The following is a 14,213-nucleotide window of genomic DNA, read 5'->3' as shown; positions in this document are numbered from 1 at the left end:
GCAAAAATAAATGTAACTTTAATGTCGTCTAGGCGACTCTAAAACGAAAAGAAAGGAAAATGATTAAGGGTTGTCACGGGGTATCCTAGTCGAAATGCGAACAATAATTTGCAAAAGCGAAAGCACCGGAACACATGTTGACTGTTCCAGACAACCCATAAGCAATCAAGAGACAAGAGGCGCGCATGCAGCTGTCGTTGGAGGGGATCGTCAAGAAAGCCGGGCCACAAACCTGGCTCTACAACATGAGTATGGCGCCCAAAATGGGCGCCGTCACCGTGTTGCTCGGGGCCACGCAGGCCGGAAAAACCAGTTTGATGCGCATCATGGCCGGGCTGGATGTGCCCACACAAGGCGAGGTGCGGGTCGACGGCGTCAACGTCACGGGCCAACCGGTGCGCCAGCGCAACGTGGCCATGGTGTACCAGCAGTTCATCAACTACCCCTCGCTCAAGGTGCGCGAGAACATCGCCTCGCCGCTGAAGCTGCGTGGCCAACAAAACATCGACGAACGCGTGCAGGCCTTGGCCGAGAAGCTGCACATCGAGATGTTTCTCGACCGCTACCCGGCCGAGTTGTCCGGCGGCCAGCAACAACGTGTGGCCCTGGCCCGCGCGCTGGCCAAAGAGGCCCCGCTGATGCTGCTGGACGAACCCCTGGTCAACCTCGACTACAAGCTGCGTGAAGAGTTGCGCGACGAACTCAGCGCGGTGTTTGCCGCGTCCAACTCCACGGTGATCTATGCCACCACCGAGCCCGGCGAAGCCCTGCTGCTGGGCGGCTACACGGCGGTGCTGGACGCTGGCGAACTGCTGCAATACGGCCCCACGGCCGAAGTGTTTCACCGCCCGAATTCGCTGCGTGTGGCGCGTGCCTTCAGCGACCCGCCGATGAACCTGGTGCCCGGCACCCTTGCGGCGGGCGGCGTGCAGATGCAGTCGGGCCCCAAGCTGTTGATCGATGAGGTGCCTTCTCAAGGCGCGGTCACGGTAGGTCTGCGCGCGAGTGCGCTGCGCCTGCAGCCACGGCCCGACGATGTGTCGTTGGCCGGGCATGTAGAGCTGGCCGAGATTTCGGGCTCGGACACCTTTGTGCACGTGGCCACACCGGCGGGTGAACTGGTGGCGCAACTCACCGGCGTGCATTACTTCGAGTTGGGTGCCAGCATCACGCTGCACTTCAGCCCCGCGCAGGTGTATGTGTTTGATGCGGCCGAGCAGTTGCTGCGTGCGCCGCTGGTGCATCCGCACGTTTTGGGAGCCGTGTAATGGCCCGCATACAGCTTGATCTGGCGCACGCCTACCGGCCCAACCCCACACAAGACAGCGACTACGCCTTGCTGCCTTTGAAGATGACGTTTGAAGACGGTGGCGCCTACGCGTTGCTCGGCCCCTCGGGCTGCGGCAAAACCACCATGCTCAACATCATGTCGGGCCTGTTGGTGCCGTCTACCGGCACGGTGACGTTCGACGGCAAAGACATGACCCGCGCCACACCGCAAGAGCGCAACATCGCGCAGGTGTTCCAGTTCCCGGTGATCTACGACACCATGACGGTGGCCGAGAACCTGGCCTTCCCGCTGCGCAACCGGGGCGTGCCGGCCGACCAGATCAAGCAACGTGTGGGCGCCATCGCCGAGATGCTGGAACTCAGCGGCCAGTTGAACCAACGCGCGGCCGGCTTGGCGGCCGACGCCAAGCAAAAGATCTCGCTCGGCCGTGGTCTGGTGCGGCCCGATGTGTCGGCCGTGTTGTTCGACGAGCCGCTGACGGTGATCGACCCGCACCTGAAATGGCAGTTGCGGCGCAAGCTCAAACAGATCCACCGCGAGCTGAAGCTCACGCTGATCTACGTCACGCACGACCAGGTGGAGGCGCTGACCTTCGCCCAGCAGGTGGTGGTGATGAGCCGAGGACGTGCCATGCAGGTGGGCTCTGCCGATGCCTTATTCGAGCGGCCGAGCCACACCTTCGTTGGCCACTTCATCGGCTCGCCTGGCATGAACTTCTTGCCCGCCGAAGTGGTGGGCGACGCGCTGCAGATCTTTGATGCCCGCCTGCCCCTGCCGCGCGCTCTGCCCAAAGGCCCTTTGAAGCTAGGCGTGCGCCCCGAGTACGCACGCGTGGTGCCGCCCTATGGCCCAGGCGCCCTGCCCATGGTGGTGCAAACGCTGCAAGACGTGGGCACGCATGTGATGCTGACCGCCGGCATCAACGGCGCGCCCGATGTGCGTGTGAAGGCACGTCTGAGCCAAGAGGCCGAGCGTTTGAAAGTTGGCGACACCGTGTGGCTGCAGGTGCTGGGTGAACACACCTGCTTCTATTCCAACGAGGAGATCGTGGCATGAGCCCGCGCCCGGCCGCTCCGAAGCGGGCTCGCACCGTATTGCGTAGCAAGGAGGTTTTCAAATGAGCACTACCACCAAACCGGTGAACCAGAAGGCTTGGTTCCTGATCTTGCCGGTGCTGATCTGCGTGGCCTTTTCTGCCATCGTGCCGCTGATGACGGTGGTGAACTACTCGGTGCAAGACATCATCTCGCCCGAGCGCCGTGTGTTTGTGGGCACCGAGTGGTTTGCCTCGGTGATGCGCGACGAAGAGTTGCACGCGGCACTGCTGCGGCAAATCACCTTCTCCCTCGCCGTGCTGGCGGTGGAGCTGCCGCTGGGCATTCTGCTGGCCTTGTCGATGCCGGCCACGGGCTGGAAGGCGTCGGTTGTGCTGGTCATCGTTTCGCTCTCTCTGCTGATTCCGTGGAACGTGGTGGGCACCATCTGGCAGATTTTTGGCCGGGCCGACATTGGTTTGATGGGCGCCGCGCTACAGGGCATGGGCATTGACTACAGCTACACCGGCAACGCCACCCACGCTTGGCTGACGGTGCTGCTGATGGACGTGTGGCACTGGACGCCGCTGGTCGCGCTGCTGGGCTACGCCGGCTTGCGCTCGATACCCGACGCCTACTACCAAGCTGCGCGCATCGACGGCGCCAGCAAGTTCGCTGTGTTCCGCTACATCCAACTGCCGAAGATGCGCGGTGTGCTGATGATCGCGGTGCTGCTGCGCTTCATGGACAGCTTCATGATCTACACCGAGCCCTTTGTGCTCACCGGCGGCGGGCCGGGCAACGCCACCACCTTCTTGTCGCAGTTCTTGACGCAAAAGGCCGTGGGCCAGTTTGACCTCGGGCCAGCGGCGGCGTTTTCGTTGATCTACTTTTTGATCATCTTGCTGCTGTGTTTCATCCTCTACAACTGGATGCAGCGTGTGGGCACACAAGAGAAGGAGGGTGGAAATGAATGAACCCCGTTTCCAGAAGCGCACGATCTTCCTGATCGCGTATTTGATCTTCGCGCTGTTGCCCATTTACTGGATGGTCAACATGTCGTTCAAGACCAACTCAGAGATTCTGGCGAGCTTCTCGCTCTGGCCCCAGCATTTCACCTGGGACAACTACCACACCATCTTGACCGACCCGTCGTGGTACGACGGCTACATCAACAGCCTGATCTACGTGGGCATGAATACGGTGATCTCGCTCACCGTGGCACTGCCCGCTGCCTATGCGTTTTCGCGCTTCAGCTTCCTGGGCGACAAACACGTTTTCTTCTGGCTGCTGACCAACCGCATGACGCCACCGGCCGTGTTCTTGCTGCCGTTCTTTCAGCTCTACACCACCGTGGGTTTGATGGACACCCACCTGGCCGTGGCGCTGGCGCACTTGTTGTTCAACGTGCCCTTGGCGGTGTGGATTCTGGAAGGTTTCATGAGCGGCATTCCGCGTGAGATTGACGAGACCGCCTACATCGATGGCTACACCTTTCCGCGCTTCTTTCTCACCATTTTCTTGCCGCTGATCAAGGCCGGCGTGGGCGTGGCGGCGTTCTTCTGTTTCATGTTCAGTTGGGTGGAGCTGCTGCTGGCGCGCACGCTGACCAGTGTGAACGCAAAGCCGATTGTGGCGACGATGACGCGCACGGTGTCGGCTTCGGGCATGGACTGGGCGACGTTAGCGGCGGCTGGGTGCTTAACGATTGTGCCTGGCGCCATCGTCATCTGGTTTGTGCGCAACTACATCGCCAAGGGCTTTGCCATGGGAAGGGTTTGATCATGTTTGAGTGGATGGCTTGGACCTTGCCGGTCGCGGTGTTTTTTGCGTGTGTGGTGCTCATGTTGGTGGGCATGACGGTGTGGGAGATGAAGTCGCCGACGACGCTGCGGCGTGGGTTTTTACCGCTGGAGACGACGCGGGGCGATCGCTTGTTTATTGGCTTGTTGGCGGCGGCGTACGTCAACCTGGCGTTTGTGGGGTTAAGCGGCAAGTTTGCCGAGTGGTTTGGCCTGGAGGCTGAGCCGTCGATCTGGATCAGTTTTGTGGCGTCGATGCTGTTGCTGGCGCTGGTGATGAAAAAAGGTTGAGCACGAAATAAGAGAACCAAGAGAGGTTTCGAAGGATTCGGCTTCTTTCATTCCCGAGGCCGGGCCTGGTTTGTGTGTGCGAGGGAATGTCTATAAACCGTGCAGGAGACAAGTCATGAAGTTGCGTTATTCCGTGTGGCTGATTGCCACCACCTATGCGTTAGCCGGTTCGGCTTGGGCCGATGAAGCGGCGGCGAAGAAATGGATCGACAGCGAGTTCCAGCCGTCGACGCTGAGCAAAGACCAGCAGATGACCGAGATGAAGTGGTTCATCGACGCGGCCAAGAAGCTGCAAGCCAAGGGGGTGAAAGAAATCTCGGTGGTGTCTGAAACCCTGACGACCCATGAGTACGAGAGCAAGACGCTGGCCAAGGCGTTTACCGAAATCACCGGCATCACCGTCAAACACGACCTCATTCAAGAAGGCGACGTGGTTGAAAAACTGCAGACCTCCATGCAGTCCGGCAAGTCGATTTACGACGGCTGGATCAGCGACTCTGACTTGATCGGCACACACTACCGCTACGGCAAGATCATGAGCCTGACGGACTACATGTCGGGCACGGGCAAGGAATACACCAACCCCGGGCTGAACCTGAAGGACTTCATCGGCACCAGCTTCACCACCGCGCCAGACGGCAAGCTTTACCAGTTGCCCGACCAGCAGTTCGCCAACCTGTATTGGTTCCGCGCCGACCTGTTTGCACGCCAGGACTTGAAGGACAAGTTCAAAGCCAAATACGGCTACGACCTGGGCGTGCCACTGAACTGGAGCGCCTACGAAGACATCGCGGCGTTCTTCAGCGAAGACGTGAAAACCGTGGACGGCAAGCCGATCTATGGCCACATGGACTACGGCAAGAAAGACCCGTCATTGGGCTGGCGCTTCACCGATGCGTGGTTGTCGATGGCGGGCTCGGCTGACGTGGGCATTCCCAACGGCATGCCGGTCGATGAATGGGGCATTCGTGTGGCGGCAGACAAGTGCACACCCGTGGGCGCCTCGGTGTCGCGCGGCGGTGCTACCAACTCGCCAGCAGCGGTGTATGCGCTCACCAAGTACATCGACTGGATGAAGAAATACGCTCCCAAAGAAGCCACCGGCATGACCTTTGGTGAAGCTGGCCCCGTGCCCGCGCAAGGCCAGATCGCCCAGCAGATCTTCTGGTACACCGCGTTCACCGCCGACATGACCAAGCCCGGCCTGCCAGTGGTGAATGCCGACGGTTCGCCGAAGTGGCGCATGGCGCCCGGCCCTAACGGCCCGTACTGGAAACCCGGCATGCAAAACGGCTACCAGGACGTGGGCTCGTGGACCTTCTTCAAGGACCACGACGCCAACAAGGTCGCCGCTGCCTGGCTCTACGCGCAGTTCATCACGGCCAAAACCACCAGCTTGAAGAAGAGTATCCAAGGGCTGACCTTCATCCGCGACAGCGACATCCGCAGCGAGTACTTCACCAAGAACGCCGACAAGTACGGTGGCCTGATCGAGTTCTACCGCAGCCCTGCACGCGTGGCCTGGACGCCGACCGGCACCAACGTGCCCGACTACCCCAAGCTGGCGCAGTTGTGGTGGAAAAACGTGGCCCAGGCGGTCACGGGTGAGAAAACACCACAAGGCGCGATGGACACCTTGGCCGACGAAATGGACCAAGTGATGGCGCGGCTGGAACGCGCGGGCATGGCCAAGTGCGCACCCAAGCTCAACCCCAAGGGCGACCCGAACAAGTGGCTGAGCGACAAGTCGGCCCCATGGAAGAAGCTGGCCAACGAAAAACCCAAGGGCGAAACCATCGCCTACGACACCCTGCTCAAAGCATGGAAGGACGGCAAAGTACGCTAAGTTTTTGACGCTGTGATGTCACCCGCCGGCACGTTGAAAAACGTGTCGGCGTGGTGTGTGAATTCGCGCAGGCCAAGGCATTCGAACAAGGCCTGCACGAGAATGTCATCGCAAGGCCAGACGTGGTTTTGCGCTTCGGCTCGTGGCGATTTTTGGTCACGGGCCCTTTTGAATTGAACCCCTTGAACTCTCCTGTTATGTCCCCCGCTTTGTCCCCACTTCCTACCCGCCGCTCAGATCTGATGGAACGTCTGCAACAGCAGTCCACCAGCCAGGTGTTTGACCTCGCCATCATCGGCGGCGGCGCGACCGGTTTGGGGGTGGCGGTGGACGCGGCCTCACGCGGCTTGAGCGTGGTGCTGCTCGAATCGCACGACTTTGCCAAGGGCACGTCGTCGCGCGCGACCAAGCTGGTGCACGGTGGTGTGCGTTACCTGGCGCAAGGCAATGTGGCCTTGGTGCGCGAGGCGCTGCACGAGCGCGCCACGTTGTTGCGCAATGCGCCGCATCTGGCGCAGCCGCTGCCGTTTGTCATGCCCTCCTACAAGCTGTGGGAAACGCCTTTCTACGGTGTGGGCCTGAAGGTCTACGACGCGCTGGCCGGCAAGGCTGGCTTGGGCTCTACCGAGCTGCTGGGCCGCGCCCAAACCCTGAAGTACCTGCCCACGGTGCATCCTGATCATTTGAAGGGCGGCGTGAAATACTGGGACGGCCAGTTTGACGACGCCCGCCTGGCGCTCGCCCTGGCACGCACCGCTGCGGCCCATGGCGCGTTGCTGGTCAACTACTGCGCCGCCACCGAATTGCTGCACGACGCTGGCAAGGTGGTGGGCGTGGCCTGTGAAGACCGCGAGACCGGCACCAAGCTGAACTTGCGCGCGCGCTGCGTGGTCAACGCCGCCGGTGTGTGGGTCGACGAATTCCGCCGCAAAGATGGTGAAGCGCTGGGCCGTGTGGTCAAGCCCATGGTGGCGCCGAGCCAGGGTGTGCACGTGGTGGTGGACCGCGAATTCCTGCCCACCGACCACGCGCTGCTGGTGCCCAAAACACAAGACGGCCGCGTGTTGTTTGCCGTGCCGTGGCTCGGTAAAACCATTCTCGGCACCACCGACACCCCACGCCACGACCTGGAGCGCGAGCCACGCCCGTTCAAGGAAGAGGTGGATTTCATCCTGGGCGAGTCCGCGCGTTATCTGCGCAAAGCGCCCACACGTGCCGATGTGAAGAGCGTGTGGGTGGGCCTGCGCCCCCTGGTCAAGCCGCAAGACGACGAAGGCGAAAACACCAAGGGCCTGAGCCGCGAGCACACCGTGCTGGTCAGCAAGACCGGGCTGGTGACCGTGACGGGTGGCAAGTGGACGACCTACCGCGCCATGGCCGAAGACGTGTTGGCCAAGTGTGATCAGGCGCATCTGTTGCCCGCCGCCGGGGCTTGCCGCACGGCGCAATTGCCGCTGGTGGGCGCGCCCAAAACCAACTCCATTGGCGAGGGCGACGGCCAGCCGCTGCCCCTGGGCATCCACTCCGCACCGGGCCTGCACATGTACGGCACCGAAGGCGCTGATGTGTTGGCCATGCCCGGCGCCGCTCACGTCTTGGGTAACGGCCTGACCGAAGCCATGGTGCGTTTCGCCGCGCGTTTTGAATACGCCCGCACGGTAGAAGACGTGTTGGCGCGCCGCGCCCGTGTGTTGTTTCTCGATGCCAAGCTGGCTGCATCTCTGGCGCCGACGGTTGCGACGATCTTGCAGGAAGAGACCGGTGTGGACCCCAAGCTGGCCGACTTCCTGGCGCTGGCCCAGAGCTACCTCACACTGCCGGATTAAGCATAAGGCTACGCTGAATAAGTCGCAGCATGCGCGGCGTGTCTTTGCGGGATGAGCTGCGCGGCGCGAAAACCAAGGCAAGCCTTCTGGCTTGCCTGGTTTCGGAACAAAGCAGATCGCCCGCAAAGCCACGCCCGAAGGGCTCGGCCAAAAATGAGCGTCTTGACCACCCGGCTGTTGGCACAGGCAGGGAGCCTGTGCTGCACAACACGGGCGGCCAATCCATCTCATTTTTGACTCGAGCGCGCATGCTGGGACTTATTCAGCGTAGCCTTAAGCCAACACCACCTTGCAACCAGCGTCTTTGAGCGCAGCCAACGCGGGCAGGCCGCGCGCGCGTTTGTCGGTGATGAGTTGATAGATGCCGCCCACCGGGCAAAAGCTGGTGCGGCTGCGTTGGCCGATCTTGCTGTGGTCGGCCAGGATCACCGTGTTTTGTGCCTGCGTCACCATGGCGCGTGCGATTTCCGCCTCGTAGGACTCGTAATCGCTGGCACCTTGTTCTGCGCAAACGCCGACGGGTGACACCATGGCCCAGTCCATACGCCAGCGCATGATCTCGGCCACGGTGCTCGCACCGTAACTGGCGCCCACACTCGCACCTGCCTGGCCTACCGGTGTACCGCCGAGCAGGTGCACTTGGTGGCGCTGTTGGCCTTGGCTGTCGGGCACGCTGAGCTTCAGGGCCACGTCAAACGAATTGGTCACCACGGTCAGCCCGCGCAGCGTGGCCAGTTCTTCGGCCAGCAGCGACGTGGTGCTGCCCGCGTCGATGAACACCGCATCGCCGGTCTGCAACAGCTTGGCGGCAGCGCGTGCGATGGCGCGCTTTTCGGGGCGCTGGGTTTTCACGCGCTGCTGCAGCGGTGGCTCGGGCTCGGGGGTGTTGCATTTCACACCGCCGTACACCCGGCGCAATTCGCCCCAGGATTCAAGGACCGATACATCGCGCCGTACGGTCTCGCGCGACACTTTCAGGTCTTCGGCAATACGCTCATTGGTGACGTGTTGAAAGCTGGCCAGCAAGGCCCGGATGCGTTGGTAACGTTGGTCTGGCAGCATGGAGGTGAAAAAATGCGAAGAGACGAATGGCAACAGGCCGGCGTCAGATGGTCTGACGCCGGCCATTCTAGGTCGCCGTTTTACAGCGTGATCTGCAACTGGTCACCCAGCGCGGTACCGAACATCGCCGGGTCACTGATCGAGTGTTTGCCGGTCTCCAGGCGGCCTGCAAAGCGGCGCGTGAAGCCTTTGAGTGCCGGCACCGACACGGTGAAGTCATACCAGTAGCCGCTGTCCTTCAAGGCCCAGATCATTTGCACTTCGGCGTTGGATTTCACGGTGTCGCTGCGTGCGCTGCTGACATAGGCATTGGCCACCACGTTGACCGCGCAATCGGCCGTGCCGGTGTTGCGCAGTTTGACGATGAGGTCGCCGTTGGCGATGTCGTAACACACCTGGACTTCGGGGTTGGGCTGGGTGCCGGTGGCCAAGGCCTTGGCGTTGCCGGTGAAGTGGCGATGGAAACCGTTGGGGCCCAGCACCCATAGGTCGTAGAGGCCACTGTCGGTGGTTAAAGCCCAAGTGCCTTTGAGCTGTTTGTCGGCTTCTACCGTGTAGCGCGCCGGGATGCGGTCCAGGTGCAGGCGATCGTAGACGTGGAACACGGCGGCGGTCTTGCCAGTGTTCTCAAAGCTCAATGTGACCTGTTGGGTCGAAGGTGCCACGCTGGCCGTGACATGCAACTCGTAAGGCAGCGCACGCGAGGGGCGGGCGCCTTGGGTTTGGCTGGGCAGCTCCGGGGTGCCGGGTGGCAGCGGCGTGGTGCGGCCGGGCAGGGCGCGGGCGCGTACCGCCAGCGCATTGGTGTCGGGCAGCGACTTGAAGAACTCGGTGTTGTTCGGGTCAGCAAAATTGAAGGCGCTGGTCAGGTCGCCCGATACCGCACGGCGCCAGGCCGAGATGTTGGGTTCCATCACGCCAAAGCGGGCTTCCATGAAGCGGATCACCGAGGTGTGGTCGCAAACTTGCGAGTTGACCCAGCCGCCCTTGCTCCACGGCGAGAGCACGTACATCGGCACGCGCGGACCCATGCCATAGGGACGGTGCATCCACTGCACTTCGGTGGCGTCGTCGTTGTAGGCCTGGATGTAGTTGTGGTATTCGCCTTCGGTGCTCACCGTCGAGCCACCGGCCAATACCGCGGCCGCCGGGTCGGCGTTCCAGGTGGTGTAAGACGGTGCGGCGGCCGGGGGCACGTGGTCGAAGAAGCCATCGTTTTCATCGAAGTTGATGAACAACACGGTCTTGCTCCACACGTCGGGGTTGGCGGTCAGCGCGTCCAACACCTTGGCGGTGTAGTCGGCGCCTTGGGCTGGGCTCGACGGGCCTGGGTGCTCCGAGCCTTCGGCGGTGGCGACGATCCAGCTGATCTGCGGCAGCGTGCCGTTGAGTACGTCTTCCTTGAGTTTGTCCAGATCGCGCGTGCTCACGCCGCGTTGGCGCAGTTGCTCTGAATAGCCAGGTTTTTGGTACCACGCATCGCGGAAGCTGTGGAAGCCAGCCAGTGCGTTGTCGGTGTAGTTGTCGGCCATGTTTTCGTACACCTGCCAGGTGATGCCCGCAGCCTGCAGGCGCTCGGGGTAGGTGGTCCAGGTGTAGCCGCCATCGCCTTCGTCGGCGTCAAACCAGTCGTAGTCGTTGTAGATGGCCGGGCCGTTGCCTTTTTGCAGCGGGTCGTTGGTGCCGGTCCACAGGAACAGGCGGTTGGGGTTGGTGCCGGCCTGGATAGCGCAGTGGTAGTCGTCGCACAGCGTGAAAGCATCGGCCATGGCGAACTGGAACGGCAGGTCGCTCTTGTCGAAGTAACCCATCGAATGGTTTTGCTTGGCCGCCGGCCAGGCGCCCATGCGGCCGTGGTCCCAAGCTTGTTGCGCGTTTGACCAGCTATGCGGCGTGCCTTGCACCCGCATGTACTCAAAGTGCTGCGTGGTGTTGAGGTGGAAAGGTGCAATCCATTGCGGCGTGGCAGAGGACGAAGCGTTGGGCTGGTACCAGACGGTTTTGCCGCTCACGCCGTTGCGCACGGCTTGAGGGATGGGAAAGCGGTCGCCAAAACCACGCACGCCGTTCATGGTGCCGAAGTAGTGGTCGAACGAACGGTTCTCTTGCGTGAGCACCACGATGTGTTCTACGTCTTTGATCGTGCCAGTCACCGCGTTGGCTTGAATGGCCAGCGCCTTTTGAATGGCGGGTGGGAACATCGAGAGTGCGGCGGAAGAGCCGGCCAGGCTGGCGGCGTTGCGCAAGAAGTTGCGGCGGTTGAGCGTCATGTTGTTGTGTGAGTTTGTGGAGGTTGTAGGTTGGCTTGTGCGTGGCGCTAGTCAGCGGGCGCAGCGCACTTCGCGTGGCTTGCCGTCCGAGCCCAAGTCGGCGGGGGTCTCGCCACTGCCCGTGCTGGGATTGGTGACGGGAGGCGTGACCGCGCTGCCAGAGCCCAGGGTGCCGCCACCGCCGCCGCCGCAGGCGGTCAGCAACAGACCCAGCGTCAGGCCAAGGGCGATGCTGCGAGCGAGGGTGCGCAGTGTGAAAAAGCGACCAGCAGGGCCGGCCAAGCGGGAGGCATCAGGAGCTTGCATCGTGTGAATCCGATCGTGGAAAAGGGGTAAGAGCGTTAGACAGAACCAATCCTTGAACTACCAGGTCTGCACGCAACTCAAGGTCGCGCAGCGCTTGTAGTTCTTAGTTGATTAAACAAATGCTATGTGCGTAAAGTTACGTTTGTGTGACTTTGTGCGTTTGTGTTTTGGATGGAGTTGACGAATCTCAAACACGTGCACTCTCAAGTTGCGCTCAACAATCGTTCAAAAAATCTTGCTTGTGGTGCGCGTGGCGGCCGCGTGTAATGGCGCCTTGTCATCGATTGCGCGCAATTGCGCATCTCGTACCGCCCACGTTGTTTGAATGTTTGTTGCGATGTCTTCGTTTGCCCACCATGCCTTGTTCACCCATGCGGAGCGCCCGGATGGATTGGCGCGTGTGGAAGACTTTCGATTGCTGACCGGGCGCGGCCAGTACATCCATGACATCAACTTGCCGGGCATGCTGCACGCGGTGTTTGTGCGTAGCATGTACCCCGCTGGCCGCATCAACGGGCTTGATGCGGAGGCGGCGCGTAGCAGCCCCGGTGTGGTGGGCGTGTTCAGCGCTGAAGACCTGCACGGCTGCACCATGCCCGCCATCAACCCGCTGGTGCCCGATGTGCAAGCGGTGGACGTGCCGCTGTTGCCTGAGACACGTGTGACCTCGGTAGGCCAGCCCGTGGCGATGGTGGTGGCCCAAACTTTGGCGCAAGCCCAGGCCGCTGCTGAGTTGATCTTTCTGGACGTAGACCCGGACACCGCGCGTGCCGACCACGCCGAAGGCGGCACCCCTGTGGCCGATCTGCGCTTTCAGTCTGGCGCCGCCAGTGGCGTGGAGGCTGCCTACCAAGTCAGCATGGTGCACCACCAGCCACGTGTGACCGCCATGCCGCTGGAGCCGCGCGCGGCCATCGCACAGTGGGACGATTTCAACCGCACCCTCACCACCTGGCTGCCGAGCCAGGCCCCAGCACGAGCGCGTGCTGACGTGGCGCGCACCTTGGGCTTGCCGGTGGAACAGGTGCGCGTGATTGCGCCCGATGTGGGCGGCTCGTTTGGCTCGAAAGCCTCGGTCTGCCCTGAAGACCTGGTGCTCGCGTTCGCTGCACGGCAACTCCACGCGACCATCAAGTGGGCGGCCACGCGCTCTGAAGAATTCATGTCCGCCGCCCAAGGGCGCGGCGCCCACATGCAGGGCAGCTTGTCGCTGGATGCGCAAGGGCGTTTCACCCAACTCACCGCATCGTTCCAGTTCCCGCTGGGCAGTTGGTTGCCGTTCAGCGCGGTGGCGCCCATGCGCAACGCCGCGCGCATCCTGCCTGGCCCGTACCGTGTGGCGCAGGTCGACATTCGCTCCACCGCCAGCGTGGCCGATGCCGCCGCCGTCAACATCTACCGTGGCGCAGGGCGCCCCGAGGCCGCACTGCTGATGGAACACCTGGTGGAGCGCGCGGCGCGTGCCAGTGGCATCGACCCCGTGGTGCTGCGTGAGCGCAACCTGTTGCACGCCAGCGATCTACCGCACCACACCCCCACGGGTGAAAGCCTCGATTCCGGCGACTACCGCGCCGCCTTGCGCCGTGCCTGTGCAATGTTTGACTACCCCCAGGAACGCGGCCAGCAAGCGCTGCGCCGTGCCGCTGGCGAGTTGGTGGGCATTGGCCTGGCCGTCTACATCGAGCCCTGCGGCCAAGGTTGGGAGAGCGCCCGCGTCACGCTGCAGGCCGATGGTCATGTGCTGGTGGCCAGCGGCTCGGTGGCGCAAGGCCAAGGCCACGAAACCAGCTACGCCGCCATCGCCGCCGAAGTGTTGGGCTGTGCACCAGAACAAGTGACCGTGCAGCATGGCGACACCGCCACCTGTCCGCCGGGCATTGGCTCGCTGGCCAGCCGCAGCATGGCGATTGGCGGCAGCGCCGTGGCCCAGGCCGCGCGCCAGGCGCAGGCGCTGCGCGAGGCCGGCGCCGACCTGCCCATCGTCGAGGCCGTGGTCTACCACGCACCCGGCGAAGCCTGGAGCTACGGCTGTGTGATCGCCCGCATGGCCATTGACCACGACACCGGCGAACCGAAGATCGAGCGCCTGGTGTGGGTCGATGACGCCGGCCGCATCGTCTCGCCGCAGCTTGCCGAGGGCCAGTTGCTCGGCGGTTTGGCGCAAGGCCTGGGCCAGGCCATGCTGGAACGCATCGTGTACGACGAGCAAGGCCAGTTGCTTTCCGGCTCGCTGATGGACTACGCCGTGCCCCGCGCCGACAACATGCCCGAAGTGGAGCTGGAGAGCATGCACATCCCCAGCACCGTGAACCTGTTGGGCGCCAAGGGCGTGGGCGAGGCCGGTTGTATTGGCGTGCCCGCCGCGCTGCTCAACGCCGCGGCCGATGCCTTGAGCCCTTTTGGCGAACCCGACTTGCATTTCCCTTTGACCGCCGAGCAACTCTGGCGTGCCATGAAGACATCTTTGTAGACCGGAACCCACCAA

11 protein-coding genes are annotated in these 14,213 nt (G+C 62.4%); 8 read left to right on the top strand and 3 right to left on the bottom strand.

Translation table 11 applies throughout. The annotated features are described in order from the left end of the window. Positions 1-185 precede the first annotated feature (185 nt). The 7 genes from ACPWMG_RS25900 (at position 186) to ACPWMG_RS25870 (ending at position 8,090) form a co-directional block, all read left to right on the top strand. A complete protein-coding gene (locus tag ACPWMG_RS25900; protein ID WP_483302341.1) occupies positions 186-1,268 on the top strand; it encodes an ABC transporter ATP-binding protein in 1,083 nt (360 codons plus the stop codon). Next, on the top strand, positions 1,268-2,347 hold the full coding sequence (locus tag ACPWMG_RS25895; protein WP_483302340.1) for an ABC transporter ATP-binding protein: 1,080 nt from the start codon (positions 1,268-1,270) through the stop codon (positions 2,345-2,347). The genes ACPWMG_RS25900 and ACPWMG_RS25895 overlap by 1 nt, the downstream gene beginning before the upstream one ends. 61 nt (positions 2,348-2,408) lie before the next feature. Beyond that, positions 2,409-3,302, top strand: coding sequence for a carbohydrate ABC transporter permease (locus ACPWMG_RS25890; protein WP_483302339.1), 894 nt, complete (start codon positions 2,409-2,411; stop codon positions 3,300-3,302). Further along, on the top strand, positions 3,295-4,107 hold the full coding sequence (locus ACPWMG_RS25885; RefSeq protein WP_483302338.1) for a carbohydrate ABC transporter permease: 813 nt from the start codon (positions 3,295-3,297) through the stop codon (positions 4,105-4,107). Before ACPWMG_RS25890 ends, ACPWMG_RS25885 begins: the two co-directional genes overlap by 8 nt. 2 nt (positions 4,108-4,109) lie before the next feature. Beyond that, entirely contained in the window at positions 4,110-4,418 is a 309-nt protein-coding gene (locus tag ACPWMG_RS25880) for a DUF2160 domain-containing protein (protein WP_483302337.1), read from the top strand. Between the two features lie 115 nt (positions 4,419-4,533). Beyond that, on the top strand, positions 4,534-6,264 hold the full coding sequence (locus ACPWMG_RS25875) for an ABC transporter substrate-binding protein (RefSeq protein ID WP_483302336.1): 1,731 nt from the start codon (positions 4,534-4,536) through the stop codon (positions 6,262-6,264). A gap of 197 nt (positions 6,265-6,461) precedes the next feature. Beyond that, positions 6,462-8,090 (top strand): glycerol-3-phosphate dehydrogenase/oxidase, encoded by a 1,629-nt coding sequence (locus ACPWMG_RS25870; protein WP_483302335.1) that lies wholly within the window; start codon positions 6,462-6,464, stop codon positions 8,088-8,090. Between the two features lie 273 nt (positions 8,091-8,363). Here ACPWMG_RS25870 and ACPWMG_RS25865 read toward each other — a convergent pair whose 3' ends face one another. The 3 genes from ACPWMG_RS25865 to ACPWMG_RS25855 all read right to left on the bottom strand — a co-directional run bounded on the left by ACPWMG_RS25865 (position 8,364) and on the right by ACPWMG_RS25855 (position 11,728). Then, positions 8,364-9,152: a DeoR/GlpR family DNA-binding transcription regulator gene (locus ACPWMG_RS25865; RefSeq protein WP_483302334.1), complete on the bottom strand. Its 789-nt coding sequence runs from the start codon at positions 9,150-9,152 to the stop codon at positions 8,364-8,366. A gap of 80 nt (positions 9,153-9,232) precedes the next feature. Continuing rightward, positions 9,233-11,422 (bottom strand): phosphocholine-specific phospholipase C, encoded by a 2,190-nt coding sequence (locus tag ACPWMG_RS25860; RefSeq protein WP_483302333.1) that lies wholly within the window; start codon positions 11,420-11,422, stop codon positions 9,233-9,235. A gap of 51 nt (positions 11,423-11,473) precedes the next feature. Next, positions 11,474-11,728 (bottom strand): hypothetical protein, encoded by a 255-nt coding sequence (locus tag ACPWMG_RS25855; RefSeq protein WP_483302332.1) that lies wholly within the window; start codon positions 11,726-11,728, stop codon positions 11,474-11,476. A gap of 337 nt (positions 11,729-12,065) precedes the next feature. Here ACPWMG_RS25855 and ACPWMG_RS25850 point away from each other — a divergent pair, with 337 nt between their 5' ends. Beyond that, a complete protein-coding gene (locus tag ACPWMG_RS25850; RefSeq protein ID WP_483302331.1) occupies positions 12,066-14,198 on the top strand; it encodes a xanthine dehydrogenase family protein molybdopterin-binding subunit in 2,133 nt (710 codons plus the stop codon). Positions 14,199-14,213: the final 15 nt, after the last annotated feature.

This window comes from Hydrophilobacter chitinilyticus, from assembly GCF_049860745.1.
Taxonomy (GTDB): Bacteria; Pseudomonadota; Gammaproteobacteria; order Burkholderiales; family Burkholderiaceae_C; genus Rhodoferax_B.
Note: the sequence above shows the minus strand (reverse complement) of the source record. Positions and strands in the feature narration are given on the sequence as shown.